Source organism: Arthrobacter sp. B6, from assembly GCF_001663775.1.
Classification (GTDB): domain Bacteria; phylum Actinomycetota; class Actinomycetes; order Actinomycetales; family Micrococcaceae; genus Arthrobacter.
Genome location: NZ_KV467168.1, coordinates 2651848 through 2668410, shown reverse-complemented (window position 1 = coordinate 2668410; position 16563 = coordinate 2651848). Strand labels below are relative to the sequence as shown.

Here is a 16563-nt window from a genome sequence, read left to right as displayed (position 1 = left end):
CCGTTGTACTCCTGAGCGGATCACCCCACAAGGGCGCATGTCGCTGGCCGCTGCAGGCCTGCCTCAGTCGCCGTCGAGCTTCTCCCACTCCTGTTCCCAGAGCCGGCGCTCCTCCACGTCCTTGCGGATGACTTCGAAAGTTTCAAGCTCGGCCGGCCTGCCGCGCAGCCAGTCCCGCGGGTTGAGCGATTTCCGGCCGTTGTCCAGCAGCAGGAGCGCACGGTCGGTCAGCGCGTCGTTGCGCAGCATCAGGTCGGTCTTGCGGCGGCGAAGGACCTCTTTGAGGGTCTCCTGGGCACCGTTGCGCGCGCCCAGCCGCCGGAGCGAGCGGGCACGGAGCAGCAGCAGGGCGGCAGAGAGGTCGTCCGAGTTGAGCAGTCCTTCCGTCCAAATGACCACCTGCTTGTCCCGGCCCAAAGCGAACGCCGCGGAACACCGCGCCAGGGCTGACGGCAACGACGGCGGCAGCTGGGCAGCGGTTTGCAGCGCGGCTTCCAGCTGGCCCGTCTCCCGCAGGCAGTGCGAGAGTGCCAGGAACACCGCCTCCTCGCTGAACAGCACGGGGACTTCCAGGCGCTCGGCGACTTCGACCCGGGTGACCACCCGCGCGAGGTAGACGGAGGCATACTGGTTCGCGTCGTCGTCGTTCCGGATGGACAGCCCCCGCTGCAGGAGCTCGGCGGCGCGCAGGTACCCGCCGTGCTTGTAGGCCAGCAGCCCGGCCACGATGTAGCAGAGCCCTGCCCAGCCCGGATTGGCACGGGCCAGCGCGATGAGCCGCTCCGGTTCCCTGGCACCGAAGATGGCTTCGTGGACGGCCTTGACCGTTCTTCCCGGCAACATTTTGAGCCGGGGAACGTTGCCGTCAACGGAAATCAGCGCCGAGCCGCGGCCGCCGAGGACGCCGTGGAGAATCCCGCCCACACCGTCGGCAAGATCCCGGACCGGGGTCCGGAACAGGGCCGGACCGAACGGGGTGAGGTCCCGGGTGTCCCGGTAGATCGGTGTTGCAGCATCCCCCACGGTCATCTCTCCATGCTAGCCGGGCAGTGCTGCGCTCCGGGAAACCAGGACGCAGCCGCACGCACTCAGGAGGTTGCCGCCGAGACCCAGAGCCCGATCACCCACGTGCTGGCGGCCAGGCAGGCGAGCCCGAACTCCACCAGCACGCCCAGTCCGGTGGCCTTCAGCGCCGCCCAACTGGTGGCCGTTGCCGTACGGAAGTTCCGTGTACGCAGGAGTTCGCTGAGCAGCAGCCCAGCCGCGAAGCCCACAAACAGGCCCACCACGGGAATGATGAACATGCCCGCCACGCCCGCCACGAGTCCTATGACGACACTCCTGCTCGGTATGCGGTGTTCCCTGAGTTTCCGCCCGGTCAGCACGGCGCTCGCAGCCATTCCGGCCAGCACAAACACCATGCCCACGGCGAAAACCACCCACCCCGCGGTTCCGGCCCCGCCCCAGATGGCCCAGGCCAGCAGGCTGAGGCCAATCAGGGTGCTGCCGGGGAGGATGGGGATGATTGTGCCGGCCACACCCACCAGGATCGCCAGGCCACAAAGGATGGTCACCACGGTTTCGGAGTTCATGACCCCCAGTTTAGGGCGGCTGCACTGCGAGGCCGGACCGGCAGCTGAACGCCCGACGGCGGTACCTCCCGGGCATGGGAGGCACCGCCGTTTCAAATCATGGGCCTGTAGCTGGCCCGGCGGGTTACTCCGCTTCCACGGCGGCCGCGACGGCGGCCGTCACCGCGGGTGCCACGCGCGGGTCCAGCGGGCTGGGCACGATGTAGTCCGCGGACAGGTCCGCTTCCGCCAGTTCCGCGATGGCGCGGGCAGCCGCGATCTTCATGGCGGGCGTGATCCGGCGGGCGCCGGCGTCGAGTGCACCGCGGAAGATCCCCGGGAACGCAAGCACGTTGTTGATCTGGTTGGGGAAGTCGCTGCGTCCGGTGGCCACCACCGCGGCGTACTTGGCGGCAACCTCGGGCAGGACTTCGGGGTCGGGGTTGGAGAGTGCGAACACAATCGAGTTGGTGTTCATCAGCTTCAGGTGCTCTTCGTCCAGCTTCGAGGAGGAGACACCAACGAACACGTCGGCGTTGAGCAGCGCGTCCCCCGGGCCGCCGTTGACGGCCCGCGGGTTGCTGCGCTGGGCCATCTGCGCCTTTTTGCTTGCCGGATCTGCGGCGATGTCGGCGCGGTCCCGGTTGATGACGCCCTTGGAGTCGAGCAGGACTACGTCCTGGATGCCGGCGGTGAGGAAGATTTCAGCCACGGCGATGCCGGCGGCTCCCGCACCGGAGACGACGACGCGGAGGCTCTCCAGTTCGCGGCCGGTCACCTTGGCGGCATTGGTCAGTGCGGCGAGGGCCACCACGGCGGTGCCGTGCTGGTCATCGTGCATCACCGGGCAGTCCAGCGCTTCGATGAGCTTTTCCTCAAGCTCGAAGCACCGGGGGGCGGAGATGTCCTCGAGGTTGACGGCGCCGAAGCTTGGCCGCAGCCGGACCAGCGTCTCCACAATCTCGTCAACGTCCGTGGTGTTCAGGACCAGCGGAATGGAGTCCAGGTCGCCGAAGGTCTTGAACAGAGCAGACTTGCCCTCCATAACCGGCAGGGAAGCGCTGGCACCGATGTTGCCAAGGCCCAGCACCGCTGTTCCGTCGCTGACCACGACCACCAGGCGCTGCGCCCAGGTCAGGGACTTGGCAAGTTCAGGAGTGTTGTGGATGGCGCGGCTTACCTCAGCCACGCCCGGCGTGTAGGCGATGGAAAGATCGCGCTTGTTGGACAGGGGGACGGTGCTGGTGATCGAGAGCTTGCCGCCCTGGTGGGCATTGAAGATCTCCGCTTCGGTCAGGGCCGTTGCTGCGGAATTGTCGGTGGGTGCGATTGCGTCAATGGACACGTCTTTGTCTCCTGGGGCTAGCCGTGGGCGCACGGCGCGGAAGGGCTCAAGCACATGGAGGCTCAAGATGGTTCATCCGGTGCTTCGCGGGCCCAAGGGTGGCGGGCCCGGGTGAAGCGCATGCGGGTGCGGGTTGCCAGTCACTCCGGTTCTGCAATGGTAGTCAGGCGCGCTGGGTAGAAATGGCCGCCACGCTCCGCTTCCGCAGTGAAAAAAGGATTTTTCATCACATTTTGTGATCCGCATCACGCCAATAAGGCTGATTTAAGAGGTCATTGGTCTAGACCGGTTACGCGGATTTGTGCACTGAATACCGGCTCGAAGCGGCTGGAACCAGCAATGAGCAGGCCTTTTTGAGGTCTTCCTCGGCTTCGAAGAGGGACAGCCGCCGGTTCCGGACGGACTGGACCAGACCAGTGACAGTCAGCAGCAGGACCCGGGCTGTGGAGTCGTCGCTGGCTGCGGCCACAGCGTCCTGGCTCAGGACGTCGATCTCCCGCAGCAGCACCGTAGTGTCCCGCTCCTTGAGGTATACGCCGCGGGTGAGGCACTGTTCCACCGCGGGCTGCATCACGCGCATGTGAAAGATCTCCATCACAACGCCCGACAACCCGCGGCCGCGGAAGCGGGACGAAGCGTCGCGGGCCCCCGCGTGCAGTTCGTCCAGCTGGTGGCGGTACAGGGCCAGCATCAGGTGGGTGGGGGACGGAAAATACCGGTACAGCGTGCCCAGCGGCACATCTGCTCTTGCGGCGACCTCGGACAGTTCCACCGAGTCCAGCCCCTTGCGGGCGAACCCGCTGGCAGCTTCCAGTATGCGGATATAGCGCAGTTTCTGTCGCGGGGCGGAGGGCCTTGCGGCCATGGGCGGATGGTCTGAAATGGTCTCGGGCATCAGGATTCCGGGGTTGTTTTCCTATAGTGCAGCAGTACGGCGTCCCCATCCCGTGCCGCCTGCAGTCCGCTTCAACTATACGGCACGCTCTCGTGGCGTTCTTAGTCAACTCCCTTGATTTTGACGACGAAGACGGCGCCGAGGAGGCCTATCACGGCGGCGGCGATGAATAGCGTGAGGTACCCCCCGAAGTACGTCACGGCGAGGAAGGCGAGGGCAGGTGCGAACACCTGCGGAAGGGAGTTCGCCACATTGATGATGCCCATGTCCTTGCCCCTGTCTGCGGCCACGGGTAGGACCTGGGTCAGCAGCGCGAAGTCGACGGCAAGGTACGCGCCGAACCCCACACCCAGGATGCCGGCTCCAACGAGTGCCCCGCCCCAGACCGGAAAGAAGGCCATGGTCAGTCCGGCCGCGGCAATGATGCCGGAGGACCCGATCACAAACGGCTTCCGCCGCCCCAGCCGGTCGCTCCACGGGCCCGCCACCACTGCAGTGATCATCACCATCACCGCATAAATGCCGGTCAGGGTCAGGACCCCCAGGGCCGGGTCCTCATGCCTGATGACATCCCGGAGGAAAAAGAGCAGGTACACAATGGTCATCTGGTTGCATACGTTGACCAGGAAGCGGGTGAGCCAGGCCCAGGCGAAGTCCGGGTAGCGGGCAGGGCTGATCCAGAAGCTCCGGACAAACTCACCCAGCCGGAACGGTACCCGCTCCGATTTTGGCAACTGCGGATCATTCCGGTGGAACAGGTACGGCAGGATGGACACGATGAGCGCGCCGGCGCACAGGGCGTACCCCACCATGTAGTTGCCGCTGACGACGGCGCCAAACACCGCGCCGATCAGGATTCCCACCGTTTGGCCCATGGCAGCCAGGCCGCCCACACCGCCGCGCTGCAGCACCGGAACACGGTCCGGGACAGCAGCCGTGATGGCCGCGTAGGCAGCGTTGGCTCCGAGCTGCACCAGGCACCAGAAGAGCACCATCAGCGCTACCGTCGTTGCACCGGACAGTGCCAGGAGTGCGGCCGTTGCCAGGATTGCACCGGCCAACACCCAGGGTGAGCGGCGGCCGAAGCGCGACGTGGTGCGGTCAGAGAGCGCACCAAACAAAGGATTGGCCACCAGGGACACGGCGGCGCCACAGCCTGTCACGAGGGAGAGGATCGCTTCCTTGTTTTCCTCGTCAATGCCGATGGCCTGCTGGCCAATGAAGACGTTGATGGGACCAAAGAAGGCGGCATTGATGCCGACGTTGACCAGGACCAGACCGGTGACCCAGCGGGCTGTGACTTTCCGCGTCGGCTCAGCGAGTGCCGGCGTCGGGCCGTCCGCTGCAGCGCCGGGATCCGGCGGTGCGGGCGTGTTGGACAGGCTCATGGCTGGTTCCCCCTGGAACGGTTGGCGATTCTGAAAATCAGACTATCGTGGGCTCCATCGCCCCGCTTGTCATACGGCAAAAAGCCGCCTTGTCCAGCCGAAACTTCCAGGAGAACGCATGACAGCCACCGAAGGAAACGAGTCCGGTGCAGCCATCAACACGGCCGATCTGTACGACGAGCGCGGGGAGGAACTCGCCTCAGTGTCACTTCAGTTCCTGTCCCTGGGCGGCCGTTCGCACTTCAGCGGACAGGTGCGGACCGTCCGCTGCTTCCAGGACAACGCCCTCGTGAAGTCCACCCTGGCCACCCCCGGCCGCGGCGCCGTGCTGGTAGTGGACGGCGGCGGCTCCCTGGCCACCGCACTGATGGGGGACATGATCGCCGAAAGCGCCGTGGCGAACGGCTGGGCCGGCGTCGTGATCAACGGCGCCATCCGCGACCGCGAGGCAATCCGGGGGCTGGACCTGGGTGTCAAGGCGCTCGGCAGTAACCCGCGCAAGAGTGCAAAAGCCGGTGCAGGCGAGGTTGACGTGGACGTGGTGATCGACGGTGTGACCATCCGGTCGGGAGTCATGATCTGGTGTGATCCAGACGGCATCCTCGTGGAGCGCTGACCCGCCCACGCTGAGGGTTGGGACCGACGGGCCCTGGCTGAACGCCGGGAGTGTTCAAAAAAATGTTGCCCGGGGGAATGAATCGGGACCTAACATAGTTACCGAAAGCAACTATCAAGCTTGATCCCGTTTCTTCCCTGGAGCAGTCATGTCCAAAACCTCCGCTGTGCGCGCCGCCGGCGAAACCCTGACGCAGCGTCAGATCGTCACCGTGATGGTGGGACTCATGCTGGGCATGTTCCTGGCGTCCCTGGACCAGACCATCGTGTCCACCTCGATTTACACCATCGCCAACGACCTGGGCGGGCTGTCCCTGCAGGCCTGGGCCACCACCGCCTACCTGATCACCTCCACCGTCAGTACCCCGCTGTACGGCAAGCTGAGCGACATCTTCGGCCGCCGCCCGCTGTACCTGATCGCCATCGTGATCTTCCTGGCCGGCTCGCTGTACGCCGGCTCCGTCCATTCCATGACGGAACTGGCGCTGGCACGCGGTGTCCAGGGCCTGGGCGCCGGCGGTCTGCTGGCGCTCGCACTGACCATCATCGGCGACATCGTCTCCCTGAAGGACCGGGCGAAATACCAGGGCTACTTCATGTCCGTGTTCGGCATCTCCTCCGTGCTGGGCCCTGTGGTGGGCGGCGCTTTCGCCGGATCGTCCAACATACTGGGCTTTGACGGCTGGCGATGGGTGTTCTTCATCAACCTCCCCATCGGCCTGGCCGCCCTGACCGTGGTGTTCCTGTTCCTGCACTTGCCGGTCAAGCACGTGAAGCAGAAGATCGACTACTTCGGCGCGGCCGCCATCACACTCGCCATCGTCCCGCTGCTCCTGGTGGCGGAACAGGGCCGCGCCTGGGGCTGGGCATCCCTGAACTCCTTCCTCTGCTATGGACTGGGTGTTGTGGGTATCGTCTGGTTCCTGCTCGCCGAGAAGCGCGCCGGCGACTACGCCCTGATTCCGCTGCGGCTCTTCCGGAACGCAACGTTTGGCCTGTCCTCGCTGCTGAACTTCATCATCGGCATCGGCATGTTCGGGGCCATCGCCATGCTCCCGATGTACCTGCAGTTGGTCAAAGGCCTCACGCCAACCGAAGCGGGCCTGATGATGATCACCTTCACGGTGGGCATCCTGACCGGCTCGATCACCGCCGGGCGCACCATCTCGGCGTCGGGCACCTACCGGATCTTCCCCATCATGGGCACCGCCATCCTCACCGGCGCCGCGCTGCTCATGGGCCTGTCCCTGGGCGTGGACACAGGCCTCTGGGTTCCCGGCGTGATCGCCGTCTTCTTCGGCATGGGCCTGGGTTTCTGCATGCAGCCGCTCACCCTGGCCATGCAGGTCTCCGTCCCGCCCAAGGACATGGGTGTGGGCACGTCCTCCGCCGCGTTCTTCCGGTCCATGGGCGGCGCGGTGGGCACTGCCGTGTTCATCTCGATGCTGTTCAGCGTGGCCGCGGGCCGGATCGCGGACGGCATAAAATCCGCCATGGAGAGCGACGATTTCCAGGCCGTCCTGGCTGATCCGGCCGTCGCGGCGGACCCGGCCAACGCCAAGCTCTACGAGTTCTTCCAGCACGGCGCGTCGAACGATTCCCTCAATGACACCAGCTGGCTCCACTCCGCCAACAGCGTGCTCACCCGGCCCATCACGGAGGGCTTCGCGTACGCGATCGACACCGTGATGCTCACCGCTGCCGCGCTCACGGGCATCGCGTTCCTCATCAGCTTCGCCCTGCCCAACAAGAAGCTGACCGACCCGAAGGCTGCCAAAGAGCCGGAAACAGTGGCTGTACCGGCGCATTGAACAGAGGCCGACGACGGCGCCGCACCCGCCGTCGTCGGCCTTCTGTTGGGGAGGGCCAAAGTCCTAAGTGGAACCGTGGGCGGTGACGTGCCACACTGTGTAGCGCGTGTGCGCCGGCCGTCTGGGCCGGTACCGCAGCCGACGACGTCCGCACCGCATCCACCCACCCCCCAAACCCAGGGAGAACCATGTCCACGGCCAAGGAGCAGACAACCGCCAAAATCCCCCAGCGGGTGATCTGGCTGGCGCTCGCGGGCGCGGTGGGCGGCTTCCTGTTCGGCTTCGACTCCTCTGTGGTCAACGGCGCTGTGGATGCCATCAAGGACGAATTCGCGCTGTCCGAGGCCGTCACCGGCTTCGCAGTGGCCATCGCCCTGCTGGGCTGCGCCGCCGGCGCCTACCTCGCCGGCAAGGTTGCCGACCTGTACGGCCGCATCCCCGCCATGAAGCTTGGTGCGCTGCTGTTCCTGGTCAGCGCAATCGGAACCGGCTTCGCCTTCGGCGTCTGGGACCTGATCTTCTGGCGCCTGGTGGGCGGCCTGGGCATCGGCCTGGCATCGGTGATCGCACCGGCCTATATTTCCGAGATTTCACCGCGCCAGGTCCGCGGCCGGCTGGCCTCGCTGCAGCAGCTGGCCATCACCACAGGTATATTTGCCGCGCTCCTGTCCGACGCCCTCTTCGCCACCAGCGCCGGAGGCGCCGACCACGCCTACTGGCTGGGCATCGAAGCGTGGCGCTGGATGTTCCTGGCCGCCGCAGTCCCCGCCGTCGTCTACGGCTGGATCGCCTACACCCTTCCGGAATCCCCGCGGTTCCTGGTGTTCCAGGGCAAGGAAGACGAAGCCCGCAAGGTCTTTGACTCCATCGCCCCGTCCGAGGACACCGACCGGCACATCCGCGAGATCCAGGACGCGATCGAAGAAGACAAACTGGCCGGCCAGAAGGGCTCGCTCCGCGGCAAGACGTTCGGACTGCAGGCCGTGGTCTGGGTGGGCATCATCCTCTCGGTGCTGCAGCAGTTCGTGGGCATCAACGTGATCTTCTACTACTCCACCACCCTGTGGAAGGCCGTCGGGTTCCAGGAGAAGGACTCGCTCACCATTTCCGTGGCCACGTCCGTCACCAACATCCTGGTGACCCTGGTGGCCATTGCCCTGGTGGACCGGATCGGCCGCCGCCCCATCCTGCTCGCCGGCTCCATCGGCATGGCAGTCTCGCTGGGCACCATGGCCGTGGCGTTCTCCTCCGCCGTGGGCTCAGGCTCCGACATCTCCCTGCCCGGTGCGTGGGGTCCGGTGGCCCTGGTGGCCGCAAACATCTTTGTGGTCAGCTTCGGCGCGTCCTGGGGCCCGCTGGTCTGGGTGCTGCTCGGCGAGATCTTCCCGTCCAGGATCCGGGCCCGTGCCCTGGGCCTGGCCGCAGCGGCGCAGTGGGTGGCCAACTTCGTCATCACCCTCAGCTTCCCCGTCATGGCCGCGGGGTCCCTGCCGCTGACGTACGCCATGTACGCGCTGTTCGCGGCGGCGTCGTTCTTCTTTGTGATGTACAAAGTGCCGGAGACCAACGGCATGTCCCTGGAGCAGGCCGAGACGCTGTTTGTGCGCAAGGGCGCCGTGAAGGTGTAGCACCTGGGGGCGGCCTGCGCCCCAAGTAAGTAGCAGCAGGTGTCGTTTTGGGCGCTCAAAACGACACCTGCTGCTACCCAGTTGGGGACGGTCAGAGGGTGAGCTTCATTCCTTCGTGGCTGGCGTCAAAACCCAGCTGCGCGTAGAACCGGTGGGCCTCCGTCCGGGATTTGTGCGTGGTCAGCTGCATCATGCGGCAGCCCCGGCGCCGCGACTCTTCGATGGCCCACTGCACCATAAGATTCCCCATGCCTTGTCCCCGCAGGCTGCCTGCCACGCGCACACCCTCAATCTGCGAGCGCCACGACCCCTGCCGCGAAATGCCGGGGAGGAAGCTCAGCTGGAACGTGGCAACCACGGGACCGACACCAGCGCTGGGCGGCGCCAATTCGCCGACCACCAGCAGGTGGGACGGGTCGGCGTCGATCGCTTCGAAGGCGCGCTCGTATGGGGCCATGTCGTGGCTTCGTTCGCGGCCTGCACCGAGGGAATCGTCCGCGAGAAGGGCCACTATGGCAGGCAGGTCAGCGTGTGAGGCGTGGCGGAGGCGGAAGGTCCCGCCGTCGACGTCGGCAGTCAGCAAAGGGGGCAGGGCACCTGGGTTCCGGGTCACCCCACCAGCATTCCACAGCCGCCCGTGTACGGCGGGTTTGCGGGCAGGGATCATCGTGGGCGTCATTGGTGCCTTCTCGGTCATCTTTGCTCCCCAGATCATGCAGTCGCTGCAGTTCGGACCATCCTATTCGCAGGCTCTTGGCTCGGTTCTCCAGGTGGCCTTCCAGCTGGTCACGGTGTTCTTCCTGCCATTTTCTGCCGCCTTGGCCGCCGTTTCCCTGGTGATGCGGCACGCGGAGTCACTGGCGGACCGCCCGTCCTCAGCCGCCCCGGTTGAGCAGCCGCCCGCGGCGGAGTAGGCCGCAGCCCGGTGGCTGACACTGCCAGGGCTCACAGCGCACGATGCCGGCACTCGGGGTGAGTGCCGGCGTCGTGATTGCAGGAGGGTTCGGGGAAAAGCCGCACGATCTGCGAGAGCGTTCCCGAAAAGACTGCAGGATCTGCGAGAGCGTTCCCGAAAAGTCTGCAGGAAGTGGGAGAGCGTGCGGGGACGGGTCAGGCGGGGGCCTTCGCCCCTTCCGCCTGGCGCTCTTCCACCAAAGTGGATACTGCTTCGAAGAGGGGGTGTTCGGGAGCCAGCCCAGTGATCCGGGCCGTGGCGTCGGCAGGTGACGACGATGCCAGGATCTGGGCGAGTTCGGTGGCCTCGGCGTCGGCGGGGTCGTTGAAGCGCAGCGCCGCGGCGATGGCACCCAGGAGCGCTTCGGGGACGATCCCGCGTTCAGCCAGTTCGGCGGCGGGGCCGATGAACCGCTCGTGCCGGCTGAGTTTGCGCAGCGGGGCGCGGCCTACCCGGTGTACCGTGTCGGGCAAGTGCGGGTTGGAGAACCGGACCAGGATCTTCTGGACGTAGGCCTCCTGCTCATCGTTGCTGAAGCCGTGCTTGGCCACGAGGAGCTGCTTGGTTTCCTCCAGGACGGCGCGGACATCCTCCGCCACATCCTGGTCCGCCATGGCTTCGGAAATTTTCTCCAGCCCGGCCTCAAAACCGAAATACGCCGCCGAGGCGTGCCCCGTGTTCACCGTGAACAGCTTCCGTTCGATGTAGGGCGAGAGCTCGTCCACGAACGTTGCCCCGGGGATCACTGGCGCCGCGCCGGCGAAGGGCGTCCGGTCGATGACCCACTCGTAGAACGTCTCCACCGTGACATCCAGGCCCTGCCCCGGCTCCTGGTTGGGCACAATCCGGTCCACCGCGGTGTTCGCGAACACCGCCGCGGCGTCCAGTGAGCCGGCGGCGTCGTCCCAAAGCGCGGCGACTTCGGCCCGCAGGATGTCCGTGGCGTTGATGGCGTTCTCACAGGCCATCACCTGCAGGGGCGCCAGCGCGGCGTCCCGCGCCGCGATACCCCTGGTGATGGCGGGTGCCACGAACTTCAGGATGTGCGGCCCGACGGCCGTGGTAACGATATCCGCCGTGGCGATTTCGCGCACCAGGTCTGCATCCTGCGTGCCGGAGTTCAGCGCGCGGAAATTATCCACCGTCCGGACAGTGGGGTTCTCCCCCACCTCGTGGACGTTGTAGCTGTCCGCTGCCGCCAACTGGCCGATGAGCTCCTCGGCGACGTCCGCGAACACCACCTCATATCCGGCCTCGTGCAGCAGCAGCCCGACAAAGCCCCTGCCGATGTTTCCTGCTCCGAAATGTACTGCCTTCACTATGCGTTGACCTTTCCGAACAGCGCCAGCACTTCATCCACGGACGTGGCGGCCTCCAGCTGGGCCACCTGGGCCTTATCGGTGAAGACCTTCGCGATCGAGGACAGGATGTGGAGGTGTTCGTTGTTGATCCCTGCCACGCCCACCACGAACTTGACCTGCTTGCCGTTCCAGTCGATCCCCTCCGGGTAGCGGATTACGGACACCGCGGATTTCATGATGTGGTCCTTGGCCGCGTTGGTGCCGTGCGGAATGGCCAGGTAGCTGCCCATGTACGTGGACACAGACTCTTCACGCTCGTGCATGGCGGCGATGTAGCCTTCGTCCACGGCGCCGCGGGCCAATAGGAGCCGGCCGGCTTCGTCGATCGCGGCGTCGCGGGTGGTGGCGGTGCCGTTGAGGATGACGCTGTCAGCCACCAGTATCTCCGACGGTGCGACGGCGGTTGTTCCCGCTGTGGCTTCGTTGCCGGGAGTGGCGTCCGTAAGGGCTGCGTCCACAGGGGCGTCGGCAGCGTGGGCACCGTGGTTGCCCTGGCTGGCGGCAGCACCGGCGTCGGATGTTTCCGGAGCGTTGCTCTTCTTGACCAGCTCAACAATCTCGTCGTAGCGGGGGCTGTTCATGAAGTTGTCCACGGAGAAGTGCGCGGCGCTGGAGGTGACAGGTTTGGCGCGTTCGGTGAGGTCCTGGTGGGTGACCACAACGTCGTAATTGTCGTCGAGACTGGCAATGGAGGCGTTCGTGACCTTGACGTCCGGGAAGCCGGCCGCCTTGATCTTGTTCCGCAGCACCGAGGCGCCCATGGCGCTTGAGCCCATGCCGGCGTCGCAGGCGAACACGATATTCTTGACCGGACCGGCGAGGACGGCCGTACCTGCCGTGCCCGCACCGGTCAGGGCCGAGGAGACCGAGCTCTTTTTGCCCTTCATGGCTTCCATGCGGCTGGTGGCATCACTGAGCTCCACTTCGTCGCTGTGCTTAGTGGTCTTCAGGATGACGGAGGCGACGAGGAACGAGGCAGCAGTGGCGAGTAGCACCGCAAGGATCACGCCGAAGTAGCTGTCGCGGGCGGTCTGGGCGAGCACCGCGAGGATGGATCCCGGAGCGGCCGGCGCCACAAGGCCGGCGTTGGTGATGGACAGGGTTGCGATGCCCGTCATGCCGCCCGCGATCGCCGCAAGAATGAGCAGCGGGCGCATCAGGACGTACGGGAAGTAGATTTCGTGGATGCCGCCGAGGAAGTGGATGATCGCGGCGCCGGGAGCCGAAGCCCTCGCAGCGCCTCGTCCGAACAACATGTAGGCAAGCAGGATGCCGAAGCCGGGACCCGGGTTGGCCTCAAGCAGGAACAGGATGGACTTGCCCTGGTCCAGCGACTGCTGGATACCCAGCGGGGTGAGGACACCGTGGTTGATGGCGTTGTTCAGGAACAGCACCTTGGCGGGCTCGATGAAAATACTGGTCAGCGGCAGCAGGCCGTTGCTGACCAGGAACTGGACTACGTTGCCGGCGGCCGTACTGAAGGCTGTGACCAGCGGAGAGATGCCGTAGAAGCCCAGCATGGCGAGCAGGCCACCCCAGATCCCGGCCGAGAAGTTGTTCACCAGCATCTCGAAGCCCGGCCGGATCTTGCCGTCCCAAAGCGCATCGATCTTCTTCATGGTCCAGCCGCCGAGCGGGCCCATGATCATGGCTCCGATGAACATCGGGATACCGGCACCCACAATCACGCCCATGGTGCCGATTGCGCCCACCACGCCGCCGCGGACGTCGTAGACCATCCTGCCGCCGGTGTAGGCAATCAGGAGCGGCAGCAGGTAGGTGATCATAGGACCAACCAGGCCCACATACGGCACACCCTCGGCATTGGTACCGAAACCACCCAGCGCCGGGACGGGGATCCAACCCTTCTCAATGAAGAGGGCAGTGATGAGGCCCCAGGCGATGAACGCCCCGATGTTGGGCATGATCATTCCGGACAGGAACGTCCCGAACTTCTGGACGCCAACCCGCATGCTGGTACGGGGTTTTGCAACTGTCTCTGTTGCCATGTGATTTCCTAACCGTGATTCCTGCTGCTCCGCAGGATTTTCCGATATTTCGACGACGGTACTGCCTGTGCAAAGGGTGGTGCAGTGTGGCTTGGGACTGGCTAGCTGCTGGTTGAGATCCGGTGAAGCCATTCGAGGAAGAGTTTGAGTTCCGAGCTGGAGAGCTGGTCTGAGTGCGATGCCTGGAGTGCGGCGTTCAGGGCAATCGCTGCCACCACTACCGAGGACTTCCCGGAGCCATCCGGGCCCGTCCCTGCGGCCTGGTCCGCGGACACCGCAAAAATCATGGCGTCACGCGTCATGGTGGACAATTCAAGGTTCCGTTCGGCGGCAGGCTCCGCAATCAGCATGAGGGTCACCCCCACATTGGCGGCCAGGATGCTCCTGGCCGCTTCCCGCGGCTGGACGTTGAGCTGGCCTGCCACTGCTGCCTTGTTCAGCATCTCCTCCATCAGGGCCTCGGCATCGGCAACGATGGCGGGGCGGCTTTCAGGGCGGATATTGCCGAACATCACGAGGTACAGTTCCGGCTGGTTAAGGCCGAATTGTACGTGGTTGTCCCACATCCGCCGGATGTCCTCCAGGGGATGTCCGGACGGCGCGAAATCCCTTTCACCCGCGACGTATTCTTCAAATCCCGCGGCGACAACGGCGTCGAAAAGACCTTCCTTGTCACCGAAGTGGTGGTAGAGCGTGGGCGCCGTAACGCCCGCCAGCTGCGTGATCTGGCGGGTGGAAACGGGTGATCCCGCAGAGTTTGCCAGCAATTCGGCCGCCGCACGCAACAGTCGCATTTTGGGGGGAAGCTGGCCATCCAAACTCATAACCGCTACCCTATCACCTATAGCAATGCTATATGAACTGAATCACATACAATTTTTTCAGGCACGTTTTGCGCCGCCGGACGTAGCAGTCCTGGCGCTTCCGGCATGGCGCCGGGAACCTTGGCGGGCCTGGCTACCGGCAGAGAACGAGGACCTTCAGTGCAGAACTTCCCAGGAGTTGGCGTCAGCCCAGGCCGCATCATCGGCACCATCCGGCAAATGCCCAAACCGATCAGCGAACCTCCGGCAGGCGAACAGCTGAGCGGGGAGACCTCCGCGGAGGAAGCCACCGCCGCCCTTAAGGCAGCGGCCAGCGCCGTCCATGACGAGCTCAAGGCGCGGGCTGAAACCGCCAGCGGTGATGGCAAGGCTGTCCTGGAAGCAACGGCGCTGATGGCCAAGGACACCATGCTCCTGAAGGGTGCGGGCAAGCTGATTGCCCGTGGCACCTCGGCCCAGCGAGCCATCTGGGAGGCTGGCGCCTCGGTCTCGGAGATGCTGCACAACCTGGGCGGCTACATGGCTGAGCGCGCCACCGACGTCCTGGACGTCCGGGCCCGCATTGTGGCCGAGCTTCGCGGCGTGCCCGCCCCGGGCATCCCCTCCTCCAACACGCCTTTCATCCTGGTTGCCGAGGACCTGGCACCCGCGGACACGGCCACGCTGGACCCGGACAAGGTACTGGCCCTGGTAACCGCCGGCGGCGGACCGCAGTCCCACACCGCGATCATTGCCCGCTCCCTCGGCCTGCCGGCCGTAGTGGCGGCGGCGGGAGTGGACGAACTGCCGGACGGCACGGAGGTGTACGTCGACGGCGCCGCCGGCCTCATCAGCATCAACCCGGACGCGGACCAGCGCGCCGCCGCAGAGGCCTGGGCCTCTAACGCTTCCCTGCTGGCAGTCTTCGACGGCAACGGCACGACGGCGGACGGCCACTTGGTGCCGCTGCTCGCCAACGTTGGCGGCGGCAAGGATGCCGCGGCAGCTGCCGGCCTCAATGCGCAGGGCGTGGGGCTTTTCCGCACCGAGTTCTGCTTCCTGGAACGCGACACCGAACCCACTGTCGAAGAGCAGGCAGCGGCCTACAAGAGCGTTTTTGATGCCTTCCCCGGCAAGAAGGTCGTGCTCCGCACCCTGGATGCCGGCGCAGACAAGCCACTCCCGTTCCTGACCGACGCCACGGAACCGAACCCCGCGCTCGGCGTCCGCGGCTACCGCACCGACTTCACCACCCCGGGCGTGCTGGAACGCCAGCTGCAGGCGATTGCCCTGGCCGAAAAGGATTCAGAGGCCGACGTCTGGGTCATGGCCCCGATGATCTCCACGGCTGAAGAAGCAGCTCATTTCGCCTCCATGTGCGCAGCTGCCGGGATCACCAATCCGGGAGTCATGGTGGAGGTGCCTTCGGCGGCGCTCACCGCCGAAGCCATCCTGCGCGAGGTGGGCTTCGCGAGCCTGGGCACCAACGACCTCACCCAGTACGCCATGGCCGCGGACCGCCAGCTGGGCCCGCTGGCCAACCTGAACACGCCATGGCAGCCGGCAGTCCTGCGCCTGGTGGGGCTCACAGTGGAAGGCTCCCGCGCGGAAGGCCACAACAAGCCCGTGGGCGTCTGCGGTGAGGCCGCCGCCGACCCCGCCCTCGCCGTCGTCCTGACCGGCCTGGGAGTCAACACGCTGTCCATGACCGCGCGGTCCCTGGCCGCCGTGGCAGCGGTCCTGAAGACGGTGACGCTGGCCGAGGCGCAGCAACTGGCCAAGTTGGCACTGTCCGCACCCAACGCAACCGAGGCCCGTGCCTGGGTCCGTGAAAAGCTGCCCATTCTCGAAGAACTCGGACTGTAACGCGGCTGCCCGCACCAACAATTACCAGGAGGAACAATGCCCGAACGCACCGCCACCATCGCCAGCCGCTCAGGCCTGCACGCCCGCCCCGCCGCACTCTTCGCCGAGGCTGCAGGCGACGTGGGAGTGGACGTCACTATCGCCATGCAGGGCGAGCCGGCGGATGATGCACTGGACGCCTCCAGCATCCTCTCGCTGATGACCCTCGGTGCCGCCAAGGGTGACGTGGTGGTGCTGCGCGCCGAAGGTGACGGGGCCGATGCCGCGCTGGATTCCCTGGTCCAGCTCCTGGAAACGGATCTCGACGCCGAGTAGC

15 protein-coding genes are annotated in these 16563 nt (G+C 65.7%); 6 read left to right on the top strand and 9 right to left on the bottom strand.

Annotated elements, in window-relative coordinates; all coding sequences use genetic code 11:
• Positions 1-63: 63 nt before the first annotated feature.
• The 5 genes from AU175_RS11805 to AU175_RS11785 all read right to left on the bottom strand — a co-directional run bounded on the left by AU175_RS11805 (position 64) and on the right by AU175_RS11785 (position 5199).
• Positions 64-1029: a hypothetical protein gene (locus AU175_RS11805; protein WP_066288972.1), complete on the bottom strand. Its 966-nt coding sequence runs from the start codon at positions 1027-1029 to the stop codon at positions 64-66.
• 59 nt (positions 1030-1088) lie between these two features.
• Complete coding sequence (locus AU175_RS11800; protein ID WP_066288970.1) at positions 1089-1592, bottom strand: DUF456 domain-containing protein; 504 nt, start codon at positions 1590-1592, stop codon at positions 1089-1091.
• A gap of 124 nt (positions 1593-1716) precedes the next feature.
• On the bottom strand, positions 1717-2916 hold the full coding sequence (locus AU175_RS11795; RefSeq protein ID WP_066288965.1) for an NAD(P)-dependent malic enzyme: 1200 nt from the start codon (positions 2914-2916) through the stop codon (positions 1717-1719).
• Between the two features lie 289 nt (positions 2917-3205).
• Entirely contained in the window at positions 3206-3811 is a 606-nt protein-coding gene (locus AU175_RS11790) for a TetR/AcrR family transcriptional regulator (protein WP_066288963.1), read from the bottom strand.
• A gap of 101 nt (positions 3812-3912) precedes the next feature.
• On the bottom strand, positions 3913-5199 hold the full coding sequence (locus tag AU175_RS11785) for an MFS transporter (RefSeq protein WP_066288958.1): 1287 nt from the start codon (positions 5197-5199) through the stop codon (positions 3913-3915).
• 118 nt (positions 5200-5317) lie between these two features.
• Between AU175_RS11785 and rraA the strand changes: the two genes are divergently transcribed.
• The 3 genes from rraA (at position 5318) to AU175_RS11770 (ending at position 9253) form a co-directional block, all read left to right on the top strand.
• Entirely contained in the window at positions 5318-5815 is a 498-nt protein-coding gene (gene rraA, locus AU175_RS11780) for a ribonuclease E activity regulator RraA (protein WP_066288956.1), read from the top strand.
• A 148-nt stretch (positions 5816-5963) separates the two neighbouring features.
• Positions 5964-7625, top strand: a complete 1662-nt coding sequence (locus tag AU175_RS11775) for an MDR family MFS transporter (protein WP_066288953.1) — start codon at positions 5964-5966, stop codon at positions 7623-7625.
• Positions 7626-7813: 188 nt separating this feature from the next.
• The gene (locus tag AU175_RS11770) at positions 7814-9253 is read left to right on the top strand and encodes a sugar porter family MFS transporter (protein ID WP_066288950.1); all 1440 of its coding nucleotides are present in this window, start codon (positions 7814-7816) and stop codon (positions 9251-9253) included.
• A 91-nt stretch (positions 9254-9344) separates the two neighbouring features.
• On the opposite strand, the gene AU175_RS11765 is transcribed toward AU175_RS11770, so the two are convergent.
• Positions 9345-9836, bottom strand: coding sequence for a GNAT family N-acetyltransferase (locus tag AU175_RS11765; protein ID WP_231938616.1), 492 nt, complete (start codon positions 9834-9836; stop codon positions 9345-9347).
• A gap of 85 nt (positions 9837-9921) precedes the next feature.
• Between AU175_RS11765 and AU175_RS11760 the strand changes: the two genes are divergently transcribed.
• On the top strand, positions 9922-10167 hold the full coding sequence (locus tag AU175_RS11760) for a hypothetical protein (protein ID WP_066288947.1): 246 nt from the start codon (positions 9922-9924) through the stop codon (positions 10165-10167).
• Positions 10168-10363: 196 nt separating this feature from the next.
• On the opposite strand, the gene AU175_RS11755 is transcribed toward AU175_RS11760, so the two are convergent.
• From AU175_RS11755 to AU175_RS11745, 3 genes are all read right to left on the bottom strand, one after another.
• On the bottom strand, positions 10364-11527 hold the full coding sequence (locus AU175_RS11755; RefSeq protein WP_066288946.1) for a mannitol-1-phosphate 5-dehydrogenase: 1164 nt from the start codon (positions 11525-11527) through the stop codon (positions 10364-10366).
• Complete coding sequence (locus tag AU175_RS11750) at positions 11527-13578, bottom strand: PTS mannitol transporter subunit IICBA (RefSeq protein WP_066288943.1); 2052 nt, start codon at positions 13576-13578, stop codon at positions 11527-11529. The genes AU175_RS11755 and AU175_RS11750 overlap by 1 nt, the downstream gene beginning before the upstream one ends.
• Before the next feature lie 101 nt (positions 13579-13679).
• Positions 13680-14402 (bottom strand): TetR/AcrR family transcriptional regulator, encoded by a 723-nt coding sequence (locus tag AU175_RS11745; RefSeq protein WP_066288938.1) that lies wholly within the window; start codon positions 14400-14402, stop codon positions 13680-13682.
• A gap of 159 nt (positions 14403-14561) precedes the next feature.
• Here AU175_RS11745 and ptsP point away from each other — a divergent pair, with 159 nt between their 5' ends.
• The gene (gene ptsP, locus AU175_RS11740) at positions 14562-16247 is read left to right on the top strand and encodes a phosphoenolpyruvate--protein phosphotransferase (protein ID WP_066288935.1); all 1686 of its coding nucleotides are present in this window, start codon (positions 14562-14564) and stop codon (positions 16245-16247) included.
• 36 nt (positions 16248-16283) lie between these two features.
• Complete coding sequence (locus AU175_RS11735) at positions 16284-16562, top strand: HPr family phosphocarrier protein (RefSeq protein WP_066288933.1); 279 nt, start codon at positions 16284-16286, stop codon at positions 16560-16562.
• Position 16563: the final 1 nt, after the last annotated feature.